Here is a 25,231-nt window from a genome sequence, read left to right on the forward strand (position 1 = left end):
GTCGGGTGCTAGCGGAGCGCGGCGAGCGCGACGTCGGCGCGGTCGGTGACGAGGCCGTCGACGCCCATCTCGACCAGGCGGACCATGTCGTCGGGGGCGTTGACGGTCCACACGTGCACCTCGACGCCGTGCCGGTGCGCGGCCGCGATGAGCCGGGGCGTGACGATCCGTAGGCGGCCCTGCCGCTCCGGCACCTGAAGCGCGTCCACGCCGGCGAGAGCCCGCGCGACCAGGCGATCCGAGCGCGCCGCCACCGCCGCCAGCACGCGCGCGATGGTGCTGCGACCCCCTGATGTCGCGGGACGGATGCGGCGTCCCGATGCCTCGCTCACGACCTGAGCAGCGATCAGTGCAGCGCGCCGTCGTTCGTCGGAGAAGCTCGTCAGCAGCACCCGGTCGGCGAACGGGGCGATCGCGGTGCCGACGGCGGACGCGGCATCCGTCGCCTTCACGTCGAGGTTGAACCTCACGGTGGGAAACGACGACAGGGCCTGCGCGAGCGTGATGAGGCCGCCCCGCGCGGCCATGAGGTGCTCGAGCTCGCGCACGGTCACGTCGGCGATCTTGCGGGGATCGCCGGTCACGCGCGACAGGTCGTCGTCGTGGAACAGCACCACGACGCCGTCGGCGGTGCGGTGGCAGTCCGACTCGACGTAGTGCGCACCCGCCGAGTGCGCGGCGGCGACGGCGGCGAAGGAGTTCTCGACGATGCCGCTGCGCTCGGCGTCGGGCGTGACGAGACCGCGGTGTGCGAGCACGCGGGGTGTCGCGGCGCCCTCGAACCAGGGGTGGGTCACGGGGTGGGCGGGGTGACCGCGGGAGGCGGACCGCCGATCGCGGGCCCGCCGGTGACCGGGCCGCTCGATGAGGCGCCGCCGGTGGTGATGCCGCCTGCCGCGGGCGTGCGACCCTTTGCCGCAGCATCCGCCATCACGCCCGCGAAGGAGCCCGTCAGGCCCTTGAGCGCCTCGGTGAACTCGCTGGGGATGATCCAGAGCTTGCTCGAGGCGCTGTCGGCGATCTTCGGCAGGGTCTGCAGGTACTGGTAGGCCAGCAGCTTGTCGTCGGGGTTGCCCGAGTGGATCGCGTCGAAGACCGTCTGGATCGCCTCGGCCTCGCCCTGTGCCCGCAGCACAGCCGCCTGCTTGTCACCCTCGGCCTTGAGGATCTCGGCCTGCCGGCGGCCCTCGGCCTCGAGGATCTGCGACTGCTTCGAGCCCTCGGCGGTGAGGATCGTGGCGCGACGCTCGCGCTCGGCGCGCATCTGCTTCTCCATCGAGTCCTGGATCGAGTGCGGCGGATCGATCGCCTTCAGCTCGACGCGGGAGACGCGCAGGCCCCACTTGCCGGTCGCCTCGTCGAGGACGACGCGCAGCTGGCCGTTGATCTCGTCGCGGCTCGTGAGCGCCTCTTCGAGGTTCAGGCCGCCGACGACGTTGCGGAGCGTGGTGGTGGTCAGCTGCTCCACGGCGCTGAGGTAATTGGCGATCTCATACGTCGCCGCGCGCGCGTCGGTGACCTGGAAGTACACGACCGTGTCGATGGACACGACGAGGTTGTCCTCGGTGATCACCGGCTGCGGCGGGAACGAGACGACCTGCTCGCGCATGTCCATGAGCGGCCGCAGCCGGTCGATGAAGGGCACCAGGAGGTTCAGGCCGGGGCTGAGCGTCTTGTGATACCGCCCGAGGCGCTCGACGATCCCCGCGGTCGCCTGAGGAATGATCCGGATGGACCGGAAGATGACGACCAGCACGAAGATGAAGACCGCGATCGCGAGGATCCACCCGATCGCCGTCGGGATGGCCGAGGTGAAGTCGTTCATGCGAGCGGGTCCTCCGGTGCGGGGGCAAGGAGTTCGGGGGAGTCGGAGCGCACCACCGCGGTCGCGCCCTCGATGCGGCTGACGCGCACGCGCATGCCCGGCTGAAGGTCGCCGGACTCGGTGCGCGCGGTCCAGATGTCGCCGTTGGCGAGCTTGACCTGGCCGCCGTGCGCACCGACCGACGAGACGACGGTGCCGCCCAGGCCGATGAGGGCGTCGACGTTCGACGGCGTCGGGTCTTCGCCGCGGCGAAGGCGTCTCAGCAGCGGTGGCCGGAGCAGGAGCACGAGGGCGGCGGCGACGCCGGCGGCGATGATCACCTGGAGCCAGATCGGCGCGCCGAGGAGGTCGGTCACCAGGCCGGCGAGACCGCCGATGCTGAGCATCAGGAACGTGAAGTCGAGAGTCAGCATCTCGATCACGAGGAACACCAGGATCAGCACCAGCCAGCCGATCCATGCCCACTGTTCGACGACCTCGATGAGCTCCACGGTGCGCCTCCTCAGCTCGAACCTAGCAGGTAGGGTCTACACGTGACTCAGACTCTGAACCCGCTTCCCGAGAGCTCGCTGAGCGGCAAGACCGCACTCGTGACGGGCTCGTCCCGCGGCATCGGCGCCGACACGGCCCGCTACCTCGCGCAGGCCGGAGCGAACGTCGTCATCAACTACCGCAACAAGGCTCCGCGCGCCGAGAAGCTCGCCACCGAGCTGCGCGAGCTGGGCGTCCAGGTGCTCGTGGTCGGCGCCGACCTCACCGACCCCGCATCGGTGCAGGCGATGTTCGATGAGGTCGCGCGCACGTTCGGCTCGCTCGACATCCTCGTCCTCAACGCGTCGGGCGGCATGGAGTCCGGCATGGCCGAGGACTATGCGCTCCTTCTCAACCGCGATGCGCAGGTGAACGTGCTCGAGACCGCGCTCCCGATCCTCGGCGAGGGCTCGCGCGTCGTCTTCGTCACGAGCCACCAGGCGCACTTCATCCGCACCACCCCGACGATGCCGGAGTACGAGCCGGTCGCGCTGTCGAAGCGCGCGGGCGAGGACGCCCTTCGCGAGCGCATCCCCGCGCTCACCGAGCGCGGCGTCGAGTTCGTCGTCGTGTCGGGCGACATGATCGAGGGCACGATCACCGCCACGCTGCTCGAGCGGGCCAACCCGGGCGCGATCGCCGCGCGCCGCGAGGACGCGGGCAAGCTCTACAACGTGTCGGAGTTCGCCGCCGAGGTCGCGCAGGCGGCGCTCGACCCGGTGCCGGCCGACAACACCCGCCTGGTGGGCGACGTCTCGTCGTTCGGCGCGGAGTGACCCGATGAAGGCGAACGACATCGAGACCCTCGTCTCGGTCGGGCGCCCCGAGATCGCCGCCGACGGCTCGTTCGCCGTCTTCGCGACCTCGCGCCCCGATCTCACGGCCAATCGCGGCGTCGGCCAGGTGTGGCGCGTCGACCTCCCCGACGCCGCGCCGCGCCGCCTCACCCGCGGCACCGCCGACGGCGCACCCAAGCTCTCACCCGACGACACCCGCATCGCATTCGTGCGCGGCGACGCCAAGGGCAAGCCGCAGGTGCATGTCGTCGCCGCGGCCGGCGGCGAGCCGGTGCAGGCGACCGACGCGGTGCTGGGTGTCGAGGACTTCGCCTGGTCGCCCGACGGCGCGACCATCGCGTTCATCGCCCGCGTGCCCGAGAAGGGGCGCTACGGCAGCGTGGAGGGATTGGATGCTGCGGCCGAGGCGCCGCGGCACATCACCGGTGTGCGCTGGCACGCGAACGGCCTCGGCTACATCGGCGACCGCCCGGCCCACGTCTTCGTGATCGCCGTGCCCGAGGTCGACGCGGAGCCGTTCTACGAGCCGGCCGCAGCGGTGCGCCCCGACGACGAGGCGCCGCCCAAGAAGACGCTCGTCGCCGCCGACGCACGCCAGCTCACCGAGGGAACGGCATCGCACGGCGGGGTCGTCTTCACCGCGGACGGGCGCGAGGTCCTCACCGTGCCCGACGAGATCGAGTCGGACCGCCGAGACCTGCGCGACCGCATCGTCGCCGTGGCGGTCGACGGCTCCGGGCAGCGTGAGGTGCTCGGCACCGATGCGGGCATCGCGGTCTACGAGGCGGTCGCCGCTCCCGACGGCACGATCGCCCTCCTCGCGCACGAGGTCGGCGACGGCGTCGACTTCATCGCCCCCGGCGTCGGCCTGTGGCTCGTGGAGGGCGGCAGCGCCCGCCGCATCACCGACGCCGACGAGCTGAACCTCGGCGAAGGACACCTGCGCGCGGACGGCGACGGGTTCGTCGTGCAGGACGCCGCGCGCGGTCGCGTGCGGCTGCTGCGCGTCGCGCGCGACGGTGCGGTCACCGAGCTCCTCGGCGGAGATGTCGAGGTCGGCGGCCACGCGACCGGCGGCGGTCGCGTCGTGGCCTCGGTGTCCCGGCCCGACTCATTCGGCGAGCTCGTCCTCATCGAGGACGGTACCGCGCGGACCCTCACCTCGTTCGGGGCCCGGGCCGCGGCATCCGGGATCGTCCTTCCTCGCGAGCTCACGGTCACGGGCCGCGACGGCTACCCGGTGCACGGGTGGGTCGCGACGCCGGAGGGCGAGGGCCCGTTCCCGGTCATCCTGCAGATCCATGGCGGTCCCTTCGCCTCGTACGGCGTGCACCTCTTCGACGAGACGCAGGTGCTCGTCGACGCGGGCTACGCGGTGGTCTACTCGAATCCGCGCGGCTCAGCGGGGTACGGGCGGGCGCATGGGCGCAGCATCCGTCAGCAGATGGGCACGGTCGACTTCGCCGACGTCATCGACTTCCTCGAGGGCGCGATCGCAGACGACGCCCGCCTGGACCCAGACCGGGTCGGCGTGCAGGGCGGGTCGTACGGCGGCTACCTCACGGCATGGGTCATCGCGCACGACCACCGGTTCGCCGGCGCGATCGTGGAGCGCGGCTTCCTCGAGCCGCTCTCCTTCCAGGGCACGAGCGACATCGGCTCGTTCTTCGGCGACGAGTACGTCGGCGTCTCGGCCGAAGACATCGCGCGCCAGAGCCCGATGGCCGTCGTCGGCCAGGTGAGGACCCCGACGCTCGTGATGCACTCCGAGCTCGACTTCCGCTGCCCGCTCGAGCAGGCGACGCGCTACTACGCGGCGCTCAAGCGCCAGGGCACCGAGGCCGAGCTGCTGGTGTTCCCCGGCGAGAACCACGAGCTCACGCGCGCCGGTCAGCCGCGCCACCGCGTCCAGCGCTTCGACGCGGTGCTCGACTGGTGGAGCCGGCACCTTCCCGTCGGCTGATCGGACGGCAGACATGAGTCGGCCCCGGAAGCATTCGCTCCCGGGGCCGACTCTTCTTCAGGTGCGGATCAGAGGTCGCCCTTGAAGGTGAAGGCGCGCACGATGTTGATGATGCCGAGCACGACGAGCGCGATGCCGAGGATCCACCAGAGGATCGCGACGCCCCACACCGGTGCGAACAGCACGACGATACCGGCGATGATGCTCAGGATGGCGAAGAAGATCGACCAGCCCTTCGACGCGGCGTCACCGAGCGTCGACAGCGCCACGATGCCTTCGACGATCCACATGATTCCGATGAGGATGCCGAGGAACAGCGCGAGCCACGCCGTCGTCTGGCCGAGGTTGAACAGCGCCACCACGCCGGCGATGATGAACAGGATGCCGAGCGCGATGTGGCCGACGCGGGCCCAGCCGCCCTTGGTCTTCGAGAAGATCCCGAGACCGGCGTAGACGAGTCCGGCGGCGATCGCGTAGATCGCGATGATCGCCGTGATCACCGCGGCGGTCTTGCCCGGCCAGACCAGGATCAGGATGCCGACGATGACAGCGAGGACACCGCCGACGCCCAGCGCCGTGCGGATTCCGTTGACGGCCGACTTCTCGGCTTCGGATGCAGTGGACATGAGGGGCCTTTCTGAGAATTCCCTGTACGTGGTGCGGCTAAAGCTTAGACCCCAGATCGAACATGCACGCGACCGACAACGTGTGTTGCCCGATGCCCATCGCTTCGAGGGGCCGTGCCGCGCTAGCGTGTGCGTGTCCGTACCCGCGACGTGCGCGCCTCCAGGCGGCGTGCAAGAGGAGGTTTCGATGGCCGTCGTGTCGAGAGGGTTCGGAGCGCGTCGCCGCGAGAGCGATCCGCGGCTCCCGCCCGGGCAGTACCTGACGGAGGACTTCCCGGTGCTGTCGGCTGGACCGACGCCGCGGATCGAGCAGGACGACTGGCGATTCGGCATCCGCACCGAGGGCGGCGACGCGGTGTCGTGGACGTGGGACGAGTTCATGGCGCTGCCCATCGAAGACGTGCACACCGACATCCACTGCGTGACGCGGTGGTCCAAGCTCGGGACGTCGTGGCGTGGCGTGTCGCTCGACACCCTGCTCGAGACGGTCGAGACCGACGCCGAGTACGCGATGGCCCACTCCTACGGCGGTTACACGACCAACGTGCCGATGGAGGATCTGCTCGGAGGCCAGGCGTGGGTCGCCTTCGAATTCGAGGGCGAACCACTCGACCCCGAGCACGGTGGACCGGCGCGCCTGCTGATTCCTCACCTGTACTTCTGGAAGAGCGCGAAATGGGTGCGCGGACTCACCCTCATGCAGGACGACGAGCCCGGCTTCTGGGAGCAGAACGGGTACAACATGCACGGCGACCCCTGGACCGAGGAGCGGTATTGGTGACCGTCGGGGGCTGGCGGCCCGGGCGGGTCGTCGAGGCCGTGCCTGCGTCGCCGTCGGCGCGCATCCTGCGACTACAGGTTCCGGGCTGGCCGGGCAACGACGCCGGCCAGCACGTCGACATCCGGCTGACGGCCGAGGACGGCTACCAGGCGGTGCGCTCGTACTCGCTCGGCTCCTACGGCCCCGCGGACACCATCGAGCTCGCGATCGACGAGATTCCTGACGGCGAGGTCTCGCCGTACCTCGTCGAAGACGTGCTCCCCGGCGATGAGCTCGAGGTCAAGGGTCCGCTCGGCGGCTATTTCGTCTGGCGGCCCGGGGGAGCGGCGCCCGTGCAGCTGATCGCCGGCGGGTCGGGAATCGTGCCCCTGATGGCGATGGTGCGGGCCGCGACGGATGCCGGGGCGGCAGCATCCGTCCGCCTGCTCTACTCCGTCCGCACCGCGGAGGACGCGATATATCGCGATGAGCTCGCGCAGCTGACCGGAGGCGGGGGAGTGGGGCTCACCTGGCGGTACACCCGCGCGGCGCCCGACGGCTGGCCGGGATCCGTCGGACGAGTCGACGACGAGGCGCTGCGCGCGGCCACGTGGGAGCCCGGCCACGAGCCGATCGTGTACGTGTGCGGACCCACGGGGTTCGTCGAACACGTCGCCGACGCGCTCGTCGGGTTGGGGCATGAGCCTGCCCGGATCAGGACCGAACGGTTCGGAGGTGCATGATGCGTGCTGAGAACGCCGCGAGCGTCGTCGACGGCAATGCGGCAGCGGGGATGCTGTGGGACGTGTTCGGCGCGGACGTCACCGCGCTGGTCGGCGTGTGCGGCGGATGCGGCGACGCTTCGCCCGTCGCCGAGGCGGTCGTCGAACTCGACGAGACCGCGGCGATCGTCCGCTGCCGTTCCTGCACCCATACGCTGTTCACGGTGCTGCGCGAGGGGGAGCAGGTGCGGCTCGTGCTGGGCATGCTGCACGAGATCGTGCGGCCATGACCGCGTGACCCGCGTCAGCCCAGCAGCAGCGTGACGAGGATCAGCACGGGGACGCAGCCGATCGTCGTGAGGAACACGGTGTCGCGGGAGATCGTCTCGCCGACGTCGTAGCGCTGCGAGTAGTTGAAGACGTTCTGAGCCGTGGGCAGGGCGGCGAGCACAGTGACGATGAGCACGTCGTGCGCCGAGAGGCCGAACACGAACTCGGCGACCGCCCAGGCGATCACTGGCATGGCGACGAGCTTCAGCGTCGTGGCGAGGACGATGTCGCGCCGGCGACCCGACGCGCCCAGGACGCGCTGCCCGTGCAGGGAGATGCCGTACGCGATCAGGAGGATCGGCACGCACGCGTTCGCGATGAGCATCGCCGGCTCCATCACGATGGGCGGGAGTTCGATTCCCAGCACCGAGACGAGCGTGCCGAGCACCGAGCCGACCACGATCGGGTTGGTCGCGACCCGGGCCACGGCGCGCCAGAGCGATGCGCGGGCGGTGGTGACAGCATCCAGGATCGCCATCGTGATGGGGGTGAACACCAGCAGCTGCATGAGAATCACCGGCGCGGGATACGCCGCGCTGCCGAGCAGATACAGCGACAGCGGGATGCCGATGTTGTTCGAGTTGACCTGACCCGCGCTGAGGGCGCCGATCACGGTCTCGCCGGCGGAGCGCCTCCAGATGAGGCGTGCGACCAGCGCGTAGACGAGGATCACCGCCACCGCGGCGATGGCCGACACCGGCAACAGCGCCGAGAAGAGGGTCTGGACGTCGGCCTGCGCCAGGACGACGAACAGCAGGAACGGCGAGAGCACGAAGAACGTGAGGCGTGCGAGCACGGGCCGCGCGTGCTCGCCGAGGAGGTCGATGCGCCCGAGGATCCAGCCCACGAGGATCGCCACGCCCACCACGACGAACCCGGTGAGCGACTCCAGCATGCCTCGAGCCTAGGAAATCGTTCTCTGGGGAGCGAATCGCGCGGCGTCGGGTGACAGACTGGCACGCGCCCAACCAAAGGAGTAGCGGATGCCTGAACCCCGTGACCGCGCAACCCGCAAGGCGGATCTGCACTCGGCGCTGACGTCTCCGGCGGCCGACGTGTGGGTGGCGACCGCCTCGCCGGCGGCGGCGCCGCACCTCGTGCCCTTGTCGCTCGCCTGGATCGGCGACCGGATCGTCATCGCGTTGGAGGACCGATCGGTGACCGCCCGCAACATCAGCGCGTCCGGGGTCGCGCGCCTCGCTGTCGGCCCGACTCGCGACGTGGCGATGATCGATGTCGTGCTCGAGCGGTCTGCGGGCGTGGACGACGACGCGCCGCTCGGCGAGGCGTACGCGGCACAGGCCGACTGGGACCCGCGCGGGCTTGCCGGGTATGTGTTCTTGGTGCTGCGGCCGACGCGGATCCAGGCGTGGCGCGAATCGAACGAGCTGGCCGGCCGGGTGCTCATGCGGGACGGCGACTGGATCGTCTGAACGACAGCGGTGTCACACGAGCAGGGAAAGTCATCCGGTTGACTTCGTCGGATCTTCGTCGGATCGCGTCGTGTCGGAGGATGCGGGCGCCGGCCGACGTGTGAATTCGGACTTCTCTGGGGGACCCCTTCCAGGCGCCCCTTCCGGAGAGCGGCCCACAGAAGGGGCTCGATCAGGTGGTTCGGCTTCGCGCCGATAATGCACATTATGTCAGCTCGAACACGACATCTTCGCGTCTGATGCGAATCGGCCTCTCCCCTCGACCTCCCTTATGTGGCGCCGAACGAGCCCACTCATCGGTGACTACTCCCGCAGCGTGCGGTCGCTGTGGACGGCCGAGGATCGGACCAGGTCGATGTGAAACGAGCCATCGGGTGCGATCGCGACGGCCTCAATGGGAACGATCGGTTCGAAGCTCCGCGCCCCATTGGCGTCGAGTCCTAGCTCCGAACTGGGAAGCGATCCCGACCCCACGCGCATGCGAAGCGTGCCCTCCCGGGTGAGGTAGTCCACTCCAGATTCGGTGAACACCGACATGCCGTCGGACGCCTCCTGATCGGCACTGGCCGGGCGGTCTCGAGATGGGAATCCAAGACAGCAGCCTGCGCCTCGCTCGCCTTGTCGCAATCGGCTCCGGCATCCACAGCCGCCTTCCTGGACGCGGTTACGTGCTCACGATGTGACCATCGACCATAGCAAGACGTCCACCTGGTGCCCGTGGTTCATGGCCGGAGTTCCCGACCTGAGTGCACGGGGTCGGCGATGAGAATCGGCTCGCCTGGGATCCGAATCCGGGATCAATGTGGATAGTGCGTTCGGAAATAGTCGATGATTCACTTGCTAATAATCGAAGAAATCTACTACCATGGATCCATGGAACCCGTCTCGCCTACCCTCGAACGCGTCGGTGACGAGTTCGTTCTCAGAGAGATGTTCTGGGATGCCGAGTCAGCGCAGTTCGAGATGAATCGCCGCGCGGCCCGGCAGGGCGAGTATCTCGCTGACGTGCTTGACTTTGCGCGCGCCCACGCCGAGCTCTATGTGAACGTGGACTTCGATCCGCGCCTGGCCCGACAAGGACCACCTCTCGGTGGGGATGCGGCGCTCGCAGAGCGGTGTGCGGTTCTGGAGGCGTCTTCGCGGCTGCGGCTGACCGAGGGTGAAGTGCGGTCGTCTGCGGCGGTGGCACAGCAGGCGCGCGCCGAACTCCCCCACGTGTGGCAGGCGGCGCGCGATGGGCTCATATCGATCGCACACGTGAAAGCCGTGCTTGCCCAGTTGCCCCTCTTCGGAGGTGTTCCCGATGTCATCGGCGGCTTTGATGAGCTGATGCGCGATGTCGCACGGGCGTCCACCGTCGCAGGCACTCGCCGCCAGGCTCGCCTGGTCGCCGACCGACTGACCGCGTCCACGCGAACCCAGAGGCATGCCGCTGCCTTCGCTCGTCGCACGGTGTACGTCGAGGACGTCGCCGATGGCATGTCATGGGTGTACGCGATGGTCACGACAGATCGCGCACACGCGTTCGATCGTGAACTCTCGCTCACGGCGAAGCAGATGACCGCGGAGCAGCGCGACGGTCGCACGACAGGCCAGATCCGTGCCGACCTGTTCGCCGACGTGCTGCGCGGCCGCGACGTCAACCGGGTGAAGGCGAAGGTGCTGGTGACCGTTCCGCTCGACCGGCTCGCCCCTGAGGCGCGGGCGAGCGTGCGGGACGCGCGTGCGGGCACGCCGATGGCTGGCCTGGATCTGAACAGCGACTGCCTGATTCCCGGCGTCGGGCCGATCGACGATGCCACGGCCCGGCAAATGCTGCTGGATGCCGGCGCATTCACGAGGGTGATCACCGACCCTGTCACCGGCGTCATCCTGGACATGGAGCGGCGAGCCCGCAAAGCCACTCGCGCGCAACGCGAGTGGCTGGTCTTGGTGCACGGCACCTGCGCGCGAGACGGCTGCGACCGCCTCGCGATCGATGGTGACATCGATCACCACTGCGCTTATCACGGCCCCGGACGCGGCCAAACCGACATCGCGAACCTCGATCCCCTGTGCGACCCCGACCACGCCGTCAAAGACACCACGCTGCTCCGATATCAGAGGCGAGAGGACGGGAGTATCGAGGTTGAGTTCCCGAGTGGGCATCGCACGACGGACCCATTCGCGGGTCTGCGCGAACGGGTTCGTGCGCTTCTCGACCAGATTGCGGAACCACCGGAGGACCCGCCCTTCTGACATTCGTACGGCACGATCGATTCGAACCGCGATAGTCGGGTGCGCGCGTTCGCGGCCGACGAGACTCGATGTCGAAGGAGGAACCGTGATCGCGATTCTCAACCGGGTCATCGAGCTCGTCGAGCTCGACCTGTCGGACGACGTCGACCTTGCCTCTGTCGCGGTAAACGTGGGCACGACCGAATATCACGTGCGTCGGATGTTCTCGTCGCTCGCGGGTATGCCGTTGTCCGAGTACGTCCGACGTCGCCGGATGACGGTTGCCGCCGCCGACCTGCTCGGGGACGGAGTGCTGCTCGAGATCGCCGTGCGTCATGGCTACGGCTCGACGGAGGCTTTCAGTCGTGCGTTCCGGACGGTGCACGGCGTCAGTCCTGCTGACGTGCGCCGCGATGGTGGTCCCCTTCGCTCGCAACCACAGCTCAGGTTCCGCCTGACCGTAGAAGGGAACACACCCTTGGACACCCGCATCACCGACCGACCGGCATTCCAGCTCGCCGGCCACGCCGCGAGAGTGCCCCTCATCCACGAGGGCGTCAATCCGCACATCCAGGCGCATATCGCCGCACTGCCCGTGAGCGAGCACGAAAGGCTGAAGGAGCTGAGCAGCATCGAGCCGGCCGGACTCCTTCAGGTGAGCGCCGACGTCGACCCCGACTACACGGAGGGCAGCGAGCTGACCTATCTCCACGGCGTCGCAGTCGGTGAGGACGCGTCAGTTCCCGACGATCTTGACGTGATCGCGGTTCCGGCCGGCACGTGGGCGGTGTTCCGCACGCAAGGTCCCTACCCCGCCGCGCTCCAGTCGACCTGGGCGGCGACGGCGAGCGACTGGTTCCCGTCGAACCCCTGGCGGCTGCGGCCGGGACCGTCGATCGTGGCGGTGCTCGACCGCGCTGAGGACTTCAGCACCGCGACCTGTGAGCTGTGGCTGCCAGTGGAACGCGAATGACAGAAATGCCGCTCCCCACGGGTCAGAGGGACGCCGCGAGGATCGACTGGACGAACTCCTCCACCGTGTCCTGATCCGGAAGGGCGCCCGCCCCGCCGGCAGACAGCAGATAAGCACTTCCGGTGAGGGCCAATGCCAGAACCGGGACATCGGCGTCCCTCCGGATCCACCCCACCTCACCCCCGGCGGCCAAGACGTCGGCGACCGCCGTCGTCGCATCGCCGAGCAGCGGAATGCCACAAGAGCCGTCGCTCACTCTGCGTCGCACGCCGTCGCGGCCGATCGCCAGGCTCACGAGCCCGAGCATCGTCGGGGTGAACACCTGCTCGATCACGTCCGCGACTGCCGCCGACGCGGAATCCGCCGCGCGCGGCTCGATCTCACGGATGCGGACGACCTCACCCACAACGAGCGCCGCGATGTAGGCATCGAAGTCCTCGAAGTGGCGATGCAGGACGCCTTTCGCGACACCGGACGCCTCGGTCACCGACCGGCTCGTCAGCGCGCGCGCCCCGTCCTCGGCGAGAATGCGACGGCCCGCCTCCAGCAAGAGCCCGCGGGCATCGTCGAGTGCGCGTCCGGTAGGCATCGATCCTCCAAATGGGCAGTCGCCCATTGAAAGTGGGCGCGCGGTCACTCTACCCCGCGATCGCCGCGTCTGGCAGACTTCCGGGATGCCGCACACCGACGCGCTCGCCCGCCTCTGGCCCGCCTCCGCTGTGTCGGTGAAGGCGGGCGACCTCGAACTGCGCTGGATCGACGACGAAGTGCTGGTGCATCTGGCGGAACTGGCGGGTCGAGGCATCCATGATCCCGAGGTCATGCCGTTCGAACACCCGTGGTCGCGCGGCACGGCGGAGGAAGTCGCGCGGAGGGTCCTGACGTACCAGTGGGGCATCCGCAGCCGCGTCTCCCCCGACGCGTTCGCGCTCGAGTTCGCCGTTCTGCACGATGGCATCCCGGCCGGCGTTCAGGGGCTCACGGCGAACGAGTGGCCGGTGCTGGGCCGCGTCACCACCGGCTCGTGGCTGGGCCGCGCTCATCAGGGACGCGGGATCGGCACCCGCATGCGGATGCTCGCGCTGCACCTCGCATTCGAGGGTCTCGGTGCCCGTGAGGCGACGTCGGGCGCTTTCGTCGACAACGGCCCGTCGAACGCCGTGTCACGCCGAGTGGGCTACGAGCCCGACGGTGCGTTCCATGTCGCCCGCGAGGGCGTTGCGGTGCTGCACAACCGCTTCGTGATGTCGCGAGACCGCTGGGAGTCGCTCCGGGGTGACCATGCCACGGCGCTCGGCGCCCCGATCGAGATGCGCGGGGTCGGCGGCTTCTCCGCGACGATCAGCTCCACGCCCAGGGACAACTGAACTACGACCGCGAGAGCCGCAGCTCCCGCGGTCGCAGGGTCCTTCAGAGTCCGGCGGCGTCGTCCGTCGAGCTCGAGCTCCGGCGCGTGACCTGCTCGTTGACGTTCGGGTCGACCGCGGTCCGCGTGACGGACTCCGACCGGCGGCGGCGCGCCAGCAGAACGATCCCGACCAGGAAGATGAGGGCTCCGGCACCCATCAGGATGTAGCCGATCATGTCAAGATTCACCCACTCGACCTCCACGTTCACCGCGAACGCGAGGATCGCTCCGATGGCGAAGAGGGCGATGCCTGCTCCGATACTCATGCGAGGTGTCCTTTCCGGGGCACGGCGATGGGCCCTCCCCTGTCGTGGGACATGCCGTCCCGCTCATACGTTGCCGGTCTGGCCATCGTCGCGGGAGGGGCTTGACATGGTCCATCGCGGTGTCTTCGTGGTGATGAGCCAGCTGAGGCCGTAGGCGAGGATGTGTGTCGCGTCGATCCTCTGTGCCTCGGCCACGTATGCCATCGCGACCGCGCGCTTGCCGCGTGCCCACTGCAACCAGGCGATGGCGCACAGCAACGGCGGCCGCGCAGTGTCGGGCACGAGCGCGAGAACACTTCGCAGCAGTGCGACACCCCGGGTCATTCGGTCCGGATCCGGGATCCGTCGCGTCTCACCATGGAAGAGCCGGACGAGCTTGCCGCGCGGCAGTTCGCCTGCGACGTCGAGTTCGGCCACATAGTCGTCGACGGTCACGCCGCGACGCGCTGCCCGAGAGAACAACCGGGCGATGTCGCGGATCTGTTCCTCTCCGATGCTCCTGCCGAAACCCACCTGCATGGCGATCGTCTCGGGAACCGACGGGAACATCGAGAGGAACGCCAGCTGTGCAGCGAGAGCCGGTGCGAGGTCGACGCTTTCGAGGCAGGCTTCGATCAACGGGACGATGAGGATGAAAGCCTCGCCATGACTCACGACGTCGTCGGCGTCGAACAGCGCGGCCTCGTCGGCGGAGCGGGCGCCGTCGAAGTCCGGCAGCTGGTCGAGCAGACTCAGCAGGTGCGCCAGGGTGGCGACGCGCATGTCGGGATCTGCGGGAGCGAACTGCAGGCCCTCGCTGGAACGGGCTGAGATGGATCCGATCACCTGGTGCATCCCGCGAGTCTGCTGTGTCGCACGGATGCGCGAAGACCGCTCGCGTCAACATGTGAGCAGCTCGCGGCGGCTCCATTGTGTGGAGGAGAGGATGCCGCAGGCCGAGGCATCCGTCGCGGTGACTACTGTGGAATGGTGCCCAGCCTGTCCCGCCCCCGCGCGACGGGGCCGGGAGCATACGCCTGGGTGATCTGGACGGTGGGCGTCGCCGGATACGTCCTCGCGATCACGAACCGCTCGTCGTTGAGTGCGGTGGGCGTCGACGCGGCGGCACGGTTCGACGCCGACGCTGCCACGCTGTCGCTCTTCGCGGTGGTGCAGCTCGCGGTGTACGGCGGCATGCAGATCCCGATCGGCGTGCTGCTCGACCGTTACGGTGCACGGCCGATCATGACGGTCGGGATGCTGCTGATGGCGGTGGGGCAGCTCACCATGGCGGTCTCCCCCAGCGTCGGCGTCGCGATCCTCGCCCGCATGCTGCTCGGCGCCGGCGACGCGGCGATCTTCCCGGGCGTGCTGCGACTCATCGCGACGTGGTTCCCCGCGCAGCGCGGTCCGATCATGGTGCAGCTCACCGGGATCGTCGGACAGGCCGGCCAGCTCGTCGCCCTGATCCCCCTCGCGGCGCTGCTGCACGCCACGTCCTGGTCGATCACCTTCGGCAGCATCGCCGGACTCGGCGTGCTGTTCGCCATCCTCGTGTTCCTCTTGATCCGCAACCACCCGGCAGACCGCGACGAGGACGTGTCGGTCGACACCGACACCGGCGCGATCCGCGTCGTGACCTCTTCGGTCGACACCGGCGTCGGCATCCGCGCGGCGTGGGCGCATCCAGGGACGCGGCTCGCGTTCTGGTCGCACTTCACGACGCCGTTCGCGGGAACCGCGTTCGTGCTGCTGTGGGGCATGCCGTTCCTCACCGCCGGAGAGGGCCTCAGCACGGCCGGAGCCGCGTCTGTCATGTCGCTGTACGTCGTCGTGGGCATGGCGCTCGGCCCGATCATGGGTGAGCTGTCGCGGCGCAATCCGCACCTGCGGTCACGGGCGCTCGTGCTGCCGACCGTCGCCGTGCAGGCGGTCGCGTGGCTCGCCGTGATCGCCTACCCCGGCCCCGCACCCCTGTGGCTGCTGATCGCGCTCGCCGTCGCCCTCGCGACCGGCGGACCCGCGTCGATGATCGCCTTCGACCACGCCCGCACGCACAACCCCTCGCACCGCCTCAGCACCGCGACGGGGGTGACGAACGCCGGCGGGTTCCTCGCGGCGCTGGTCGCGATCCTGCTCATCGGCCTGGCGCTCGACCTGCAGGGCGCCGGCACGCCCGCGACGTACAACCTCGACGCGTTCCGCCTGGCGTTCCTCATGCAGGTGCCGCTGTGGGCGCTCGGCAGCGCGTTCATCGTCATCGAGCGCAAACGCACGCGCATCCGCCTGGGGATGGACCCGCCCAGGGCGCCGCGTCGCCCGCGCCGCTGAGCGCCGGCAGCGCACGGCTCGAGCCCGCGCGTCGGGCGGGGCGGCAGCATCCGCTCGATACTGTGTCCCTATCCGGGCCGGATGAGGTGCTCGGATCGAAAGGATGCCCGTGTCCGATCCCCTCGTCATCGCCCCGGAGGTGCGCGAAGCCATCGCCGCGGGCGATCCCGTGCTCGCGCTGGAGTCCACGATCTTCACGCACGGCCTGCCCCGACCGCGGAACGTCGCGGTCGCGCTCGAAGCGGAGGCCCGCGTGCGCGCGCTGGGAGTCGTGCCCGCGACGATCGGCATCGTGGGGGGCCGACCCGTCGTGGGCCTGTCGCCCGACGAGATCGAGCGCCTCTCGACGACGGACGGCGTCGTGAAGGCGAGCGTGCGCGACGTGCCCGTCGCGGTGGTCAAACGGCTCAGCGCGGGCACCACCGTCGCGGCCACGGCGCACCTCGCGGCGCGAGCGGGCGTGCGGGTCTTCTCCACCGGTGGACTCGGCGGTGTGCATCGAGGTGCCGCGCAGACCTTCGACGAGTCCGCCGATCTGCCGACCCTCGCCGGACTCCCGCTCGTGGTGGTGAGCGCGGGCGTCAAGTCGATCCTCGACATCGCGCTGACCCTCGAGCGCCTCGAGACCTTGAACCTCACCGTGGTCGGCTACCGCACCACCGACTACCCCGGGTTCTACGTCGGCGACTCCGGCCACGACGTCGAGTACTCGGTGGACTCCCCCGCGGAGATCGCCGCGATCGCCCGCACCCGCGATGCCCTGGGGATCTCGTCGACGCTGCTCGTCGCGAATCCCGTGGCCGCGGATCGCCAGCTCGACCCTGCACTGCACGATGACGTGCTCGCGCGGGCGCTCGCTGCGGCCGACGCCGCGGGAGTCTCGGGGCACGACACGACGCCGTTCCTGCTCGACTTCTTCCAGCGCGAGACGGGCGGACGCAGTCTCGACGTGAACGTCGCCGTGTACCGCGGCAACGTCGACCTCGGCGCGCGCATCGCCCAGGCTCTCGCCGGCGACGCCTGATGCTCGTCGTGATCGGCGACCTCGTGGCCGACCTCATCGTCCTCCGCGGCGCGGCGCTGGAGCGTGGCACCGACAACCCTGCGGAGGTGCGCCTCACGCGGGGCGGAAGCGCCGCGAACGTGGCGGTAGCGGCGGCGGCGCAGCATCCGTCCCGCTTCATCGGCCGTGTCGGCGACGACACCCTCGCCCGCGCGCTCGTCGGAGAGCTCGAGGCCGCCGGCGTCGACGCGAAGGTGCAGCGGCGCGGCCGCACCGGCTCGATCGTGGTGCTCGTCGACGCCGTGGGCGAGCGCACCATGATCACCGATCGGGGCGCGGCAGCCGAGCTCGACGACATCGATCCGGCGTGGCTCGCCGGCGCCGACTGGGTGCACGCGCCGCTGTACGGCTTCGCGTCGGCGCGCTCCGCGCAGGCGGTGACGGATGCTGCGACCCGGGCCGCTGCGCAGGGCGCCCGGGTGAGTCTCGACCTGTCGAGCGTGGCGACGATGCGCGCGCTCGGCGGTGAAGGGCTGCGACGCGTGCTCGCCGAGCTGAGGCCGCACGTCGTGTTCGCCAACGAGGACGAGGCGCGGACGGCGGCCGCGCTCGGCGTCGGACCCTTCGCGGTGTACGTGGTCAAGCGCGGCGCCGAACCCGTGCTGGTCACCGCGGACGGCCGGACGAGCGAGGTGCCGGTCGAGAAGGTGGACGACGTGCTCGACTCGACCGGTGCGGGCGACGCGTTCGCCGCGGGATTCATCGTGGCGGCGCTGGAGGGCGCCGACGCGCGTCAAAGCGCCCGGGCGGGCAGCGTTCTCGCGATGAGTGCGCTGCGCCGCCCGGGCGCTCTGTGACGGCGTTCAGGCGGTCCGGAGGCTCTCCAGCACGCGCTCGATGTCATCGATGAACGAGTTGTAGCCGGCGATCGTCGCGGCCACCTGCTCGTCGGTGAAGTCGCTGCGGTCCTGACGGATCGTGAGCACGGTGCCGTCGCCGGAATCCTCGAGGTCGAACAGCACGGGAAGCCCCTCGTCGTCGCCGGGCTGGTCGGTCAGCGTCATCGCGAGGTGCGACGGCGGCTCGACGGCCTTGTACTCGCCCGCCCAATCGATTCGGTTGCCGTCGGGCAGCAGCATGACGGCGCGGAACGCACCCCCTGGCCGCACATCCATCGTGAGGCTGTCCTGCGGCACCTCGACGGCCGCGGTGCCGAACCACACGGCGAAATGCTCGGGCTTCGTCAGGGCCTCGAACACCAGCTCACGGGGAGCCTGCAGGGTGCGCGTGATGGTGAAGTACTCAGTCATGGTCGTTCTCCTTCTCGGTGGGTGCGGCGGGGCCGCCGGTCGGTGTGGTGCGGGGCGCCCCGAGCTGCTGCAGGGCGTGGAGGTACTGATCAAGGGCGCCGAGGCTGTCTTCCCAGAACTGCGCGTAACCGCCGATCCAGTCGGATGCCGCCGCCAGGGGTCGCGCGTCGAGCCGGGCGGGGCGGTATTGGGCGTTGCGGCCCCGGGTGACGAGCCCCGCTCCCTCGAGGACGCGCAGGTGCTTCGACACGGCGGCGAACGTCATGTCGAACGGCGCGGCAAGCTCCCCCACCGTCGCCTCGCCTTCGCTCAGCCGCGCGAGCATCGCGCGACGCGTCGGGTCGGCGAGTGCCGCGAACGTGCGGCTCAGTGCGTCGGTCATCTCGCCTCCTGTATTCAACTGATCAGTACAGTACTACTTGGTTGAATAACCCGTCAAGACTTTGTCCGAAGTGCGCGCTACCGTGACCGCATGCCCCGCGTCGTCTTCTACACCGCCACCACGCTCAACGGCTTCCTCGCCGACGACCACGACTCTCTGGAATGGCTGTTCGCCGCTCCGGGCGGCGAGGGTGGCGACGAGGACTTCCAGCGCTTCCTCTCGGGCATCGGCGTGCTCGTGCAAGGCTCGTCGACGTACCGATGGGTGCTCGAGCACGAAGATCTGCTCGCCCATCCAGAGAAGTGGCCGTCGTACTACGGTGACCGTCCCACCTGGGTGTTCACGAGCAAGGACCAGCCGGTCGTGCCCGGCGTCGACATCCGCTTCGCCTCCGGCGACGTCCGCGAAGCGTGGCCGCAGATCCGCGACGCGGCGGGCGACCGCGACGTGTGGATCGTCGGCGGTGGCGACCTTGCGGGTCAATTCGCCGATGCGGGACTTCTGAACGAGATCCGCGTGTCGATCGCTCCCGCCACGCTGCCGTCGGGCAAGCCGCTCCTCCCCCGCAGCCTGGGAGCCGATCGGCTCGAGCTGAGGGCCGTACGACAGGCGGGCGCGTTCGCCGAGCTGACCTATGCGGTCACCGGCGGCGCCGCGTGAGTCGGCGGTGACGGCCGCTCAGCGGGCCGTCGGGGCGATCTCGCTCCACTGACCGAACTTCGGCTCGCGGCCGTCGCCCGATGACGTGCCCGTGAGGCGACGCCTCACCCACGGGCCGACGTGCTCGCGATAGTACGCCGCGCCGCGCGGTCCCATCGGCGGAAGAGGCGGCTGCGACCACCACTCCGGCACCGGCTCGACGCCGAGTGCGCTGAGCACGCGGGCAGCGACGCGGTGGTGTCCGCGGGAGTTCATGTGCAGGCGGTCCTCCGACCAGTACGGCGGCGTCGCCAGCTCCTCGTCGAACCAGTTGTAGGCCTGCACCACGTCGGTGCGGGCGGCCAGACGCGCCTCGACGGCGTACGACAGCAGGTCGCCGCGTCGCTGGATCACCCGCTTCAGCGGCAGCTGCGCCGTCGGATTCGCCCCAGAGAGCACGATGAGCCGGACGCCCTCCTCGTCACAGCGGCGCAGCACCGTCTCGAACGCCGCGAGCACGTGTGCGACGCTCGTGCGCGGGCGCAGCATGTCGTTGCCACCGCCGTTGAAAGACAGGTGCGTCGGCTTCAGAGCGAGCGCCGGCTCGAGCTGCTGCTCGACGATCGGCCACACGAGCTTTCCGCGGATCGCGAGATTCGCGTACTCGACGCCCTCACCGGTGGCGTTCGCCCACCCCTGCGCGACGAGGTCGGCCCAGCCGCGCACGTGTCCGTCGGGGAGCTCGTCGCCCACGCCCTCGGTGAAGGAGTCGCCGATCGCGACGTATCGAACGGATGCCACGAGCTCAAGCCTACGACCGGTGCGCAGGGCGTCCGGCCACCGCTCAGCGGTCGTCGAGGGCGACACCCCGGCGATCGACGAGTCCCCACGCGGCGGCCGCGGCGACGGCGAAGAAGGCCGCGAACACGACGAACAGCACGGGCGCGCCGCCGGCGACGAGGAGCGCCGGCACGACCAGGGGTGCCACGATCGACGCGATGCGCCCCACTCCCGCCGCCCAGCCCGAGCCGGTGGCGCGCAGAGACGTCGGGTACATCTCGGGAGTCACGGCATACAGCGCACCCCAGGCGCCCAGGTTGAAGAACGAGAGCGCCATGCCGGCGGCGATGATCCCGCCGGGGCCGGACGCTGTGCCGAAGAAGATCGCCGACACCGCCGAGCCGAGGAGGAAGACCGAGAGCGTCGCGCGGCGCCCCCACACCTCGATGAGCCAGGCCGCCACCGCGTACCCGGGCAGCTGCGCCAGCGTGATGATCAGGGTGAAGCCGAAGGACCGCACGAGGTCGTACCCCTGGGCGACGAGGATCGAGGGGATCCAGATGAACGCGCCGTAGTACGAGAAGTTGACGCAGAACCACACCAGCCACAGGCACGCGGTGCGGACGCGGAACTCGGCCGACCACAGCGTGCCGAGCCGCTGCCCCAGCGACGTCGCGGCGGCCGGCGGCGCCGTGTGCCGCCCGGCGGCGGGCGCCGCGGGTACACGGGCGGCGTCTTCGAACGAGCGCACGACGGACTCCGCCTGGCTGAACCGCCCCCGTCGCTCGAGCCAGCGCGCCGACTCGGGCAGGCCCCAGCGCACGATGAGCGCGTACAGTGCGGGGATCGCGCCCAGCGCGAACGCCCAGCGCCAGCCGTCCTCGGAGGCCGGGATCACGAAGTACCCGATGAGCGCCGCGAGGGTCCAGCCGACGGCCCAGAAGGCCTCGAGGATCACGATCAGACGCCCCCGCATGCGCGCGGGAGCGAACTCGCTCACGTAGGTGCTCGCGACCGGCAGTTCGGCGCCCAGTCCCAGACCCACGAGGAACCTCAGCACGAGGAGCACCGCGAGCCCGCCGACGAGCGCGCTCGCACCGGTCGCGAGCCCGTACACGAGGAGTGTCAGGGCGAACACCTGGCGGCGTCCGAACCGATCGGCGAGCAGGCCGCCGACGCTCGCGCCGATCGCCATGCCGACGAAGCCGACCGAGGCGATCCAGCTCGCCTCGGTCGGGGTGAGACTCCACTGCGCCGCCAGCGCCGCGATGATGAACGAGATGAGCCCGACGTCCATCGCGTCCAGCGCCCACCCGATCCCCGAGCCGGTCAGCACGCGCAGGTGCTTGCGGGTGAAGGGCAGGCGGTCGAGACGCTCCGAGAGCGTCGACGACGCGCGGGTGGCGGCATCCGTCATAGCGTCATGCTACGGATGCTGCAGCCGTCGCGGGTCTCACGACAGCATGTCGCGCACGCGAGGGGCCACGTCGGTGCCGAACAGCTCGATCGAGCGCATCATCTTCTCGTGCGAGAGCGTGCCGGTCGAGAACTTCATGTCGAAGCGGGAGGCACCCAGCGTCTGCGCGGTCGCGGCGATCTTGCGGGCGACCGTCTCAGGCGAGCCGACATACAGCGCGCCCTCGGGTCCGACGTCGTGCTGGAAGCGGAGCCGGTTGTAGGTCGGCCAGCCGCGCTCGCGGCCGATCGAGTTGTTCATCGCCTCGAAGCCCCCGTACGCCTCATCCCAGGCCTGCTGGTCGGTCTCGGCGACATGTCCCGGCGAGTGCACCCCGACCGGCAACTGCGGCTGCTCGAACGTGTCGAGCGAGCGACGGTACAGCTCGGCGAACGGCGCGAATCGCCCGGCGGGCCCGCCGATGATCGCGAGCATGAGCCCGTAGCCGTATCGCGCTGCGCGCACCGCCGACTCGGGTGTGCCGCCTACGCCGACCCAGGCTCGTAGACCGTTCTCGGTCTTCGGGAACACGTCGGCCTCGTCGAGGGACGCACGGAGCGTCCCGCTCCAGGTGACGGGCTTCTCGGTCAGCAGCTGCGAGAAGAGATCGAGCTTCTCGTCGAACAGCGCCTCGTAGTCGCGCAGGTCATACCCGAACAGGGGGAACGACTCGATGAAGGACCCGCGGCCGAGGATGACTTCGGCGCGCCCGTTCGAGACCGCGTCGAGGGTCGAGAACCGCTCGAAGACGCGCACGGGATCGTCGCTCGAGAGCACCGTCACCGCGGTTCCGAGGTGGATGCGCTCCGTGCGCGCCGCTGCGGCGGCGAGCACGATCTCGGGGCTCGACACCGCGAACTCGCGGCGGTGGTGCTCCCCCACCCCGAAGAACGACAGGCCGACCCGGTCGGCCAGCACCGCCTGTTCGACGACGTTGCGGATGGTCTGGGCGCCGCTGATCAGCTCGCCGGAGGCGTCGCGCGTCACGTCGCCGAAGGTGTCGAGTCCGAGTTCGATCGTCGAGGGGTCGACAGAGGTCATGTGCGTCTCCTTCTATGCATCTGCATGAACCGGTGGCGCAGCGACGGCATTCCCGAGACGGCCACGCCACGCGAGCGTAGCGTGGAGGCATGATCCCGTTCGCGGATCGCCGGTCCGCCGGGCGCGAGCTCGCCGCAGAGCTCGAACGATGGCGGGGAACGGATGCCGTGGTCCTCGGCATTCCGAGAGGCGGCGTCGTCGTGGCCGCGGCGGTCGCCGAAGCGCTCGGGCTCGAGCTCGACGCGGTCGTCGTGCGCAAGCTGGGCGCGTCGGGCCACAAGGAGTACGCGGTCGGTGCGATCGCGGAGGGCGTGCGCATCGTCACGCCGGGCGCGATGCGGTGGGCGGGCATGTCGCCGGAAGATCTCGAGCGCGTCGAGGCGGCGGAGCGCGACGAGCTGGCACGGCGGACGGATGCCTTCGGCTCGGCGTCCGTGGAGCTGTCGGGGCGCACGGCCATCGTGGTCGATGACGGCGTCGCGACCGGCGCGACCGCCATCGCCGCGTGCCGGGCGCTGCGCGCCCGCGACCCCGAGCAGGTCGTGCTGGCCGTGCCCGTCGCGCCGGAGCAGTGGGAACCGCCGGCCGACGCCGTCGATGCCTTCGTGTGCCCCTATCGTGAAGCCGACTTCTGGGCCGTGGGCCAGTTCTACGACGACTTCCGGCAGACGACGGACGCCGAGGTCGTGGCGCTGTTGCGCCACGACCTCGGCGATTGATCAGCGCGTGAGCGCGGACCGCAGGGTGTCGAGGCCGACACCACCGAGGTCGAGTGCGCGCTTGTGGAACTGCTTGATCGAGAACGCGTCGCCCTCGCGCTCGGCGACCTCGTCGCGCAGCTGCTCCCAGATGCGCTGGCCGACCTTGTACGACGGCGCCTGGCCCGGCCAGCCGAGGTAGCGGTTGACCTCGAACTTCACGAACTCGTCGGGCATGTTGACGTTGCGCAGCATGAACTCGAGTGCGAAGTCGGCGTCCCACGCGCCCTGACCGTCGGGACGCGGCTTCTCGAGGTGCACGCCGATGTCGAGCACGACGCGGGCGGCGCGCATGCGCTGGCCGTCGAGCATGCCCAGCCGGTCGGCGGGGTCGGACAGGTAGCCCAGCTGCTCCATCAGGCGCTCGGCGTAGAGCGCCCACCCCTCGGCGTGACCCGACGTACCGCCGAGGAGGCGGCGGTACGTGTTCAGCTGTGCGCGGTTGTACACGGCCTGCGCGATCTGGAGGTGGTGGCCGGGGACCCCCTCGTGGTAGACGGTCGTGAGCTCGCGCCAGGTGTCGAAGTCCTCGACGCCCTCGGGCACCGACCACCACATGCGGCCGGGACGCGAGAAGTCGTCGGTCGGTCCCGTGTAGTAGATCCCGCCTTCCTTGGTGGGCGCGATCATGCACTCGAGCTTGCGGATCGGCTCTGCGATGTCGAAGTGCGTCTTGCCGAGCTCGGCGACGGCGCGGTCGCTGGTCTCCTGCATCCACTTCTGCAGCGCGTCGGTGCCGTACAGCTTGCGTTTCGTGTCCTGCTCGAGGAACGCGACCGCCTCCTCGACCGAGGCGCCGGCTTTGATCTCGTTCGCGATCGCCTCCTGCTCGGCGACCATGCGCGCAAGCTCCTCGACGCCCCACTCGTAGGTCTCGTCGAGGTCGATCGTTGCGCCCAGGAAGCGCCGCGAGTGCAACGCGTACAGCTCGCGGCCGACGGCGTCCTTCTCGAGGGCGACGGGGGCGAGCTCATTCGAGAGGAACGCGGCGAGCTCGTCGTAGGCGACGCGCGCGGCGTTCGCGTTGTCGGCGAGGTCGCGGGCGAGGGAGGCGGGGAGCTGGCCTTCGTCGGGGGCGGCCTCGGCAGCGAACGTCGCGAAGAAGCCGCCGTCGGCGGTGTAGCGGGCGACCTGCGTCGCCACCTCGGTGACCTGCCGGCGAGCCGGCACCACGCCCTGCGAGATGCCCTCGCGGAGCGTCTCCATGTAGCCGCCGACCGCGCCTGAGACGGCGCCGAGACGCTTCGCGATGACGGACCAGTCGTCGCTCGTCGCGGTGGGCATGAGGTCGAAAGCGGACCGGATGTTCTGCGCGTGCGAGGCGATGACGTTGAGATCGCGAAGGTGCCACTTGGCGTCGTGCAGGTCGATCTCCAGCTGGATCTCGCGAGAGAGATCCTCCTTCGTCACGACGTCGACGTCGTCGTCGGCGGTCGCGGCGTCGAGCGCGGCGAGTGTCTTGCGGCCCTCCTCGACCAGCCGCTCCTGGCCGGCCGGACTGTAGTCGCCGAACCGGTCGTTGTACTCGGAACGACCAATGTAGGTCGCGAGCGTCGGCTCGAGTTCGGCGAGGGTGTCGACCCACGCATCAGCGATCTTGTCGATCTGCGTGGGCGTGCGGGTTTCGTCTGTCATAGCACCGAGCCTAGGCATGGGACGCGGTGCCGACAAACAAGGATCCCGGTGCCGAAGGTGCCGTTC

At 69.9% G+C, this 25,231-nt stretch carries 29 protein-coding genes; 14 read left to right on the forward strand and 15 right to left on the reverse strand.

Features of this window, described 5'->3' with window-relative positions; all coding sequences use genetic code 11:
* Positions 1 to 8: 8 nt before the first annotated feature.
* The 3 genes from ACEYYH_RS09555 to ACEYYH_RS09565 are packed head-to-tail and all read right to left on the reverse strand — an operon-like array spanning position 9 to position 2,316.
* The gene (locus ACEYYH_RS09555) at positions 9 to 797 is read right to left on the reverse strand and encodes a glycerophosphodiester phosphodiesterase family protein (protein WP_374977941.1); all 789 of its coding nucleotides are present in this window, start codon (positions 795 to 797) and stop codon (positions 9 to 11) included.
* Entirely contained in the window at positions 794 to 1,825 is a 1,032-nt protein-coding gene (locus ACEYYH_RS09560; protein WP_374977942.1) for an SPFH domain-containing protein, read from the reverse strand. Before ACEYYH_RS09560 ends, ACEYYH_RS09555 begins: the two co-directional genes overlap by 4 nt.
* Positions 1,822 to 2,316 (reverse strand): NfeD family protein, encoded by a 495-nt coding sequence (locus ACEYYH_RS09565; RefSeq protein WP_374977943.1) that lies wholly within the window; start codon positions 2,314 to 2,316, stop codon positions 1,822 to 1,824. Before ACEYYH_RS09565 ends, ACEYYH_RS09560 begins: the two co-directional genes overlap by 4 nt.
* 42 nt (positions 2,317 to 2,358) lie before the next feature.
* On the opposite strand from ACEYYH_RS09565, the gene ACEYYH_RS09570 reads away from it, so the two are divergent.
* Both ACEYYH_RS09570 and ACEYYH_RS09575 read left to right on the forward strand, forming a co-directional pair.
* Positions 2,359 to 3,132: an SDR family oxidoreductase gene (locus ACEYYH_RS09570; protein ID WP_374977944.1), complete on the forward strand. Its 774-nt coding sequence runs from the start codon at positions 2,359 to 2,361 to the stop codon at positions 3,130 to 3,132.
* A gap of 4 nt (positions 3,133 to 3,136) precedes the next feature.
* Positions 3,137 to 5,116: a S9 family peptidase gene (locus ACEYYH_RS09575; RefSeq protein WP_374977945.1), complete on the forward strand. Its 1,980-nt coding sequence runs from the start codon at positions 3,137 to 3,139 to the stop codon at positions 5,114 to 5,116.
* 68 nt (positions 5,117 to 5,184) lie between these two features.
* On the opposite strand, the gene ACEYYH_RS09580 is transcribed toward ACEYYH_RS09575, so the two are convergent.
* Positions 5,185 to 5,742, reverse strand: a complete 558-nt coding sequence (locus tag ACEYYH_RS09580) for an HdeD family acid-resistance protein (RefSeq protein ID WP_374977946.1) — start codon at positions 5,740 to 5,742, stop codon at positions 5,185 to 5,187.
* A 187-nt stretch (positions 5,743 to 5,929) separates the two neighbouring features.
* Between ACEYYH_RS09580 and ACEYYH_RS09585 the strand changes: the two genes are divergently transcribed.
* The 3 genes from ACEYYH_RS09585 to ACEYYH_RS09595 are packed head-to-tail and all read left to right on the forward strand — an operon-like array spanning position 5,930 to position 7,514.
* Positions 5,930 to 6,523: a sulfite oxidase-like oxidoreductase gene (locus ACEYYH_RS09585; protein ID WP_374977947.1), complete on the forward strand. Its 594-nt coding sequence runs from the start codon at positions 5,930 to 5,932 to the stop codon at positions 6,521 to 6,523.
* Entirely contained in the window at positions 6,520 to 7,245 is a 726-nt protein-coding gene (locus tag ACEYYH_RS09590) for a ferredoxin reductase (protein ID WP_374977948.1), read from the forward strand. Before ACEYYH_RS09585 ends, ACEYYH_RS09590 begins: the two co-directional genes overlap by 4 nt.
* On the forward strand, positions 7,242 to 7,514 hold the full coding sequence (locus tag ACEYYH_RS09595; protein ID WP_374977949.1) for a DUF6510 family protein: 273 nt from the start codon (positions 7,242 to 7,244) through the stop codon (positions 7,512 to 7,514). Before ACEYYH_RS09590 ends, ACEYYH_RS09595 begins: the two co-directional genes overlap by 4 nt.
* Before the next feature lie 14 nt (positions 7,515 to 7,528).
* Here the strand turns inward: ACEYYH_RS09595 and ACEYYH_RS09600 are convergent, their stop codons facing one another.
* On the reverse strand, positions 7,529 to 8,449 hold the full coding sequence (locus ACEYYH_RS09600; protein ID WP_374977950.1) for an AEC family transporter: 921 nt from the start codon (positions 8,447 to 8,449) through the stop codon (positions 7,529 to 7,531).
* Between the two features lie 88 nt (positions 8,450 to 8,537).
* Between ACEYYH_RS09600 and ACEYYH_RS09605 the strand changes: the two genes are divergently transcribed.
* Positions 8,538 to 8,987 (forward strand): pyridoxamine 5'-phosphate oxidase family protein, encoded by a 450-nt coding sequence (locus ACEYYH_RS09605; RefSeq protein ID WP_374977951.1) that lies wholly within the window; start codon positions 8,538 to 8,540, stop codon positions 8,985 to 8,987.
* Between the two features lie 303 nt (positions 8,988 to 9,290).
* Here ACEYYH_RS09605 and ACEYYH_RS09610 read toward each other — a convergent pair whose 3' ends face one another.
* Positions 9,291 to 9,524, reverse strand: a complete 234-nt coding sequence (locus tag ACEYYH_RS09610; protein WP_374977952.1) for a hypothetical protein — start codon at positions 9,522 to 9,524, stop codon at positions 9,291 to 9,293.
* A 336-nt stretch (positions 9,525 to 9,860) separates the two neighbouring features.
* On the opposite strand from ACEYYH_RS09610, the gene ACEYYH_RS09615 reads away from it, so the two are divergent.
* Both ACEYYH_RS09615 and ACEYYH_RS09620 read left to right on the forward strand, forming a co-directional pair.
* Entirely contained in the window at positions 9,861 to 11,225 is a 1,365-nt protein-coding gene (locus ACEYYH_RS09615) for a DUF222 domain-containing protein (RefSeq protein ID WP_374977953.1), read from the forward strand.
* Between the two features lie 85 nt (positions 11,226 to 11,310).
* The gene (locus ACEYYH_RS09620; protein ID WP_374977954.1) at positions 11,311 to 12,177 is read left to right on the forward strand and encodes a GyrI-like domain-containing protein; all 867 of its coding nucleotides are present in this window, start codon (positions 11,311 to 11,313) and stop codon (positions 12,175 to 12,177) included.
* A gap of 22 nt (positions 12,178 to 12,199) precedes the next feature.
* Here the strand turns inward: ACEYYH_RS09620 and ACEYYH_RS09625 are convergent, their stop codons facing one another.
* A complete protein-coding gene (locus tag ACEYYH_RS09625; RefSeq protein WP_374977955.1) occupies positions 12,200 to 12,766 on the reverse strand; it encodes a TetR/AcrR family transcriptional regulator in 567 nt (188 codons plus the stop codon).
* Between the two features lie 85 nt (positions 12,767 to 12,851).
* Between ACEYYH_RS09625 and ACEYYH_RS09630 the strand changes: the two genes are divergently transcribed.
* Positions 12,852 to 13,544, forward strand: coding sequence for a GNAT family N-acetyltransferase (locus tag ACEYYH_RS09630; RefSeq protein ID WP_374977956.1), 693 nt, complete (start codon positions 12,852 to 12,854; stop codon positions 13,542 to 13,544).
* A 43-nt stretch (positions 13,545 to 13,587) separates the two neighbouring features.
* On the opposite strand, the gene ACEYYH_RS09635 is transcribed toward ACEYYH_RS09630, so the two are convergent.
* Entirely contained in the window at positions 13,588 to 13,851 is a 264-nt protein-coding gene (locus ACEYYH_RS09635) for a DUF6458 family protein (RefSeq protein ID WP_374977957.1), read from the reverse strand.
* A 63-nt stretch (positions 13,852 to 13,914) separates the two neighbouring features.
* A complete protein-coding gene (locus ACEYYH_RS09640; protein ID WP_374977958.1) occupies positions 13,915 to 14,685 on the reverse strand; it encodes a hypothetical protein in 771 nt (256 codons plus the stop codon).
* 135 nt (positions 14,686 to 14,820) lie between these two features.
* Between ACEYYH_RS09640 and ACEYYH_RS09645 the strand changes: the two genes are divergently transcribed.
* The 3 genes from ACEYYH_RS09645 to ACEYYH_RS09655 all read left to right on the forward strand — a co-directional run bounded on the left by ACEYYH_RS09645 (position 14,821) and on the right by ACEYYH_RS09655 (position 18,021).
* Positions 14,821 to 16,161 carry a nitrate/nitrite transporter gene (locus ACEYYH_RS09645; protein WP_374977959.1) on the forward strand — a complete coding sequence of 447 codons (1,341 nt, stop codon included), beginning with the start codon at positions 14,821 to 14,823 and terminating at the stop codon, positions 16,159 to 16,161.
* A 103-nt stretch (positions 16,162 to 16,264) separates the two neighbouring features.
* A complete protein-coding gene (locus ACEYYH_RS09650) occupies positions 16,265 to 17,185 on the forward strand; it encodes a pseudouridine-5'-phosphate glycosidase (RefSeq protein WP_374977960.1) in 921 nt (306 codons plus the stop codon).
* Entirely contained in the window at positions 17,185 to 18,021 is an 837-nt protein-coding gene (locus ACEYYH_RS09655) for a carbohydrate kinase family protein (RefSeq protein WP_374977961.1), read from the forward strand. The genes ACEYYH_RS09650 and ACEYYH_RS09655 overlap by 1 nt, the downstream gene beginning before the upstream one ends.
* Positions 18,022 to 18,027: 6 nt before the next feature.
* Here ACEYYH_RS09655 and ACEYYH_RS09660 read toward each other — a convergent pair whose 3' ends face one another.
* Together ACEYYH_RS09660 and ACEYYH_RS09665 are read right to left on the reverse strand one after the other, a co-directional pair.
* Complete coding sequence (locus ACEYYH_RS09660; protein ID WP_374977962.1) at positions 18,028 to 18,474, reverse strand: SRPBCC domain-containing protein; 447 nt, start codon at positions 18,472 to 18,474, stop codon at positions 18,028 to 18,030.
* Complete coding sequence (locus ACEYYH_RS09665) at positions 18,467 to 18,856, reverse strand: ArsR/SmtB family transcription factor (RefSeq protein WP_374977963.1); 390 nt, start codon at positions 18,854 to 18,856, stop codon at positions 18,467 to 18,469. Before ACEYYH_RS09665 ends, ACEYYH_RS09660 begins: the two co-directional genes overlap by 8 nt.
* 90 nt (positions 18,857 to 18,946) lie before the next feature.
* On the opposite strand from ACEYYH_RS09665, the gene ACEYYH_RS09670 reads away from it, so the two are divergent.
* Positions 18,947 to 19,516 (forward strand): dihydrofolate reductase family protein, encoded by a 570-nt coding sequence (locus tag ACEYYH_RS09670; RefSeq protein ID WP_374977964.1) that lies wholly within the window; start codon positions 18,947 to 18,949, stop codon positions 19,514 to 19,516.
* An 18-nt stretch (positions 19,517 to 19,534) separates the two neighbouring features.
* Here ACEYYH_RS09670 and ACEYYH_RS09675 read toward each other — a convergent pair whose 3' ends face one another.
* The 3 genes from ACEYYH_RS09675 to ACEYYH_RS09685 are packed head-to-tail and all read right to left on the reverse strand — an operon-like array spanning position 19,535 to position 22,772.
* Complete coding sequence (locus ACEYYH_RS09675; protein ID WP_374977965.1) at positions 19,535 to 20,296, reverse strand: SGNH/GDSL hydrolase family protein; 762 nt, start codon at positions 20,294 to 20,296, stop codon at positions 19,535 to 19,537.
* Positions 20,297 to 20,339: 43 nt separating this feature from the next.
* On the reverse strand, positions 20,340 to 21,692 hold the full coding sequence (locus tag ACEYYH_RS09680) for an MFS transporter (protein WP_374977966.1): 1,353 nt from the start codon (positions 21,690 to 21,692) through the stop codon (positions 20,340 to 20,342).
* Positions 21,693 to 21,728: 36 nt separating this feature from the next.
* On the reverse strand, positions 21,729 to 22,772 hold the full coding sequence (locus ACEYYH_RS09685) for an LLM class flavin-dependent oxidoreductase (protein WP_374977967.1): 1,044 nt from the start codon (positions 22,770 to 22,772) through the stop codon (positions 21,729 to 21,731).
* Between the two features lie 89 nt (positions 22,773 to 22,861).
* Here ACEYYH_RS09685 and ACEYYH_RS09690 point away from each other — a divergent pair, with 89 nt between their 5' ends.
* The gene (locus tag ACEYYH_RS09690) at positions 22,862 to 23,491 is read left to right on the forward strand and encodes a phosphoribosyltransferase (RefSeq protein ID WP_374977968.1); all 630 of its coding nucleotides are present in this window, start codon (positions 22,862 to 22,864) and stop codon (positions 23,489 to 23,491) included.
* On the opposite strand, the gene ACEYYH_RS09695 is transcribed toward ACEYYH_RS09690, so the two are convergent.
* On the reverse strand, positions 23,492 to 25,165 hold the full coding sequence (locus ACEYYH_RS09695) for a DUF885 domain-containing protein (RefSeq protein ID WP_374977969.1): 1,674 nt from the start codon (positions 25,163 to 25,165) through the stop codon (positions 23,492 to 23,494).
* Positions 25,166 to 25,231: the final 66 nt, after the last annotated feature.

It is taken from the genome of Microbacterium trichothecenolyticum, assembly GCF_041938625.1.
Taxonomy (GTDB): Bacteria; Actinomycetota; Actinomycetes; order Actinomycetales; family Microbacteriaceae; genus Microbacterium; species Microbacterium trichothecenolyticum_D.

Coding starts and splice junctions, on each gene's coding strand:
- ACEYYH_RS09560 (WP_374977942.1), bottom strand. CDS start 1,825: ATGAACGACTTCACCTCGGCCATCCCGACGGCGATCGGGTGGATCCTC.
- ACEYYH_RS09575 (WP_374977945.1), top strand. CDS start 3,137: ATGAAGGCGAACGACATCGAGACCCTCGTCTCGGTCGGGCGCCCCGAG.
- ACEYYH_RS09580 (WP_374977946.1), bottom strand. CDS start 5,742: ATGTCCACTGCATCCGAAGCCGAGAAGTCGGCCGTCAACGGAATCCGC.
- ACEYYH_RS09585 (WP_374977947.1), top strand. CDS start 5,930: ATGGCCGTCGTGTCGAGAGGGTTCGGAGCGCGTCGCCGCGAGAGCGAT.
- ACEYYH_RS09595 (WP_374977949.1), top strand. CDS start 7,242: ATGATGCGTGCTGAGAACGCCGCGAGCGTCGTCGACGGCAATGCGGCA.
- ACEYYH_RS09600 (WP_374977950.1), bottom strand. CDS start 8,449: ATGCTGGAGTCGCTCACCGGGTTCGTCGTGGTGGGCGTGGCGATCCTC.
- ACEYYH_RS09605 (WP_374977951.1), top strand. CDS start 8,538: ATGCCTGAACCCCGTGACCGCGCAACCCGCAAGGCGGATCTGCACTCG.
- ACEYYH_RS09610 (WP_374977952.1), bottom strand. CDS start 9,524: ATGTCGGTGTTCACCGAATCTGGAGTGGACTACCTCACCCGGGAGGGC.
- ACEYYH_RS09615 (WP_374977953.1), top strand. CDS start 9,861: ATGGAACCCGTCTCGCCTACCCTCGAACGCGTCGGTGACGAGTTCGTT.
- ACEYYH_RS09625 (WP_374977955.1), bottom strand. CDS start 12,766: ATGCCTACCGGACGCGCACTCGACGATGCCCGCGGGCTCTTGCTGGAG.
- ACEYYH_RS09630 (WP_374977956.1), top strand. CDS start 12,852: ATGCCGCACACCGACGCGCTCGCCCGCCTCTGGCCCGCCTCCGCTGTG.
- ACEYYH_RS09635 (WP_374977957.1), bottom strand. CDS start 13,851: ATGAGTATCGGAGCAGGCATCGCCCTCTTCGCCATCGGAGCGATCCTC.
- ACEYYH_RS09640 (WP_374977958.1), bottom strand. CDS start 14,685: ATGCACCAGGTGATCGGATCCATCTCAGCCCGTTCCAGCGAGGGCCTG.
- ACEYYH_RS09650 (WP_374977960.1), top strand. CDS start 16,265: ATGCCCGTGTCCGATCCCCTCGTCATCGCCCCGGAGGTGCGCGAAGCC.
- ACEYYH_RS09655 (WP_374977961.1), top strand. CDS start 17,185: ATGCTCGTCGTGATCGGCGACCTCGTGGCCGACCTCATCGTCCTCCGC.
- ACEYYH_RS09660 (WP_374977962.1), bottom strand. CDS start 18,474: ATGACTGAGTACTTCACCATCACGCGCACCCTGCAGGCTCCCCGTGAG.
- ACEYYH_RS09665 (WP_374977963.1), bottom strand. CDS start 18,856: ATGACCGACGCACTGAGCCGCACGTTCGCGGCACTCGCCGACCCGACG.
- ACEYYH_RS09670 (WP_374977964.1), top strand. CDS start 18,947: ATGCCCCGCGTCGTCTTCTACACCGCCACCACGCTCAACGGCTTCCTC.
- ACEYYH_RS09680 (WP_374977966.1), bottom strand. CDS start 21,692: ATGACGGATGCCGCCACCCGCGCGTCGTCGACGCTCTCGGAGCGTCTC.
- ACEYYH_RS09685 (WP_374977967.1), bottom strand. CDS start 22,772: ATGACCTCTGTCGACCCCTCGACGATCGAACTCGGACTCGACACCTTC.
- ACEYYH_RS09690 (WP_374977968.1), top strand. CDS start 22,862: ATGATCCCGTTCGCGGATCGCCGGTCCGCCGGGCGCGAGCTCGCCGCA.
- ACEYYH_RS09695 (WP_374977969.1), bottom strand. CDS start 25,165: ATGACAGACGAAACCCGCACGCCCACGCAGATCGACAAGATCGCTGAT.